At 68.7% G+C, this 651-nt stretch carries 1 protein-coding gene and 1 pseudogene; both read right to left on the reverse strand.

From position 1 onward, the window contains the following. A pseudogene (locus B2J89_RS21430) lies at nt 1-263 on the reverse strand (hypothetical protein); the annotation flags it as partial. Nucleotides 264-393: 130 nt separating this feature from the next. Then, nucleotides 394-651, reverse strand: a 258-nt coding sequence (locus tag B2J89_RS21435; protein WP_169170837.1) for a DUF2214 family protein, incomplete at its 5' end; no start/stop codon positions are given.

Here is a 651-nt window from a genome sequence, read left to right on the forward strand (position 1 = left end):
CACAGCATCCAGGTGGGCAGCGGCGGGTGCTTGTAGTAGCCCCATTGCAGTGAGCGCATCCAGCTGAGCTGTTCGATATTGTCGGCCGGCGGGCTCAGCGCCACGCTGCTCAAGTGCCACAGCCACAGCACGCCAAACAGCCCGAGGATCGCCCACGTCCAGTCAACGCTTGCGAGCCCCTGCAGCGCGTGCTGCGCGCCGCGCGCAGGCGCGGCGGCGCCCGGCGGCGGTGGGGTGGTCATCTGCGCATCGGCACGCGTCATACAAGGTCCTGGGATTCTGCGTGGCATGCGCCTGGGCGCAGCCGGGTCACTCAAAGCGCAAAGCCGCGGCTCGAGCGTGCGCCTACAGCCAGAGCCTTCGGAGCGGGCCTACATTTTGTCACACTGCGACCTACCAGCCGCGCGCCCAGAACACCGCCACCACAGCGATCACGGGCAGCAGATGCGACTGCACCATCACCAGGCGGCGCACGCGGGCCACTTCGTCCGCGGCGGGCAGGGCCCCAGTGGCGTGCAGGGCACGGCGCCAGCGCCGAAAGGCCAGCGTGGGACGGATGGACAGCAGCACCATCACCACGAACAGCGCCACCTTGAGGTGCAGCAGCGGTTGCGTGGCGTACCAGGACGCCCCTTTGATGCCCCAGAACAC

Source organism: Acidovorax sp. SRB_24 (assembly GCF_012931925.1).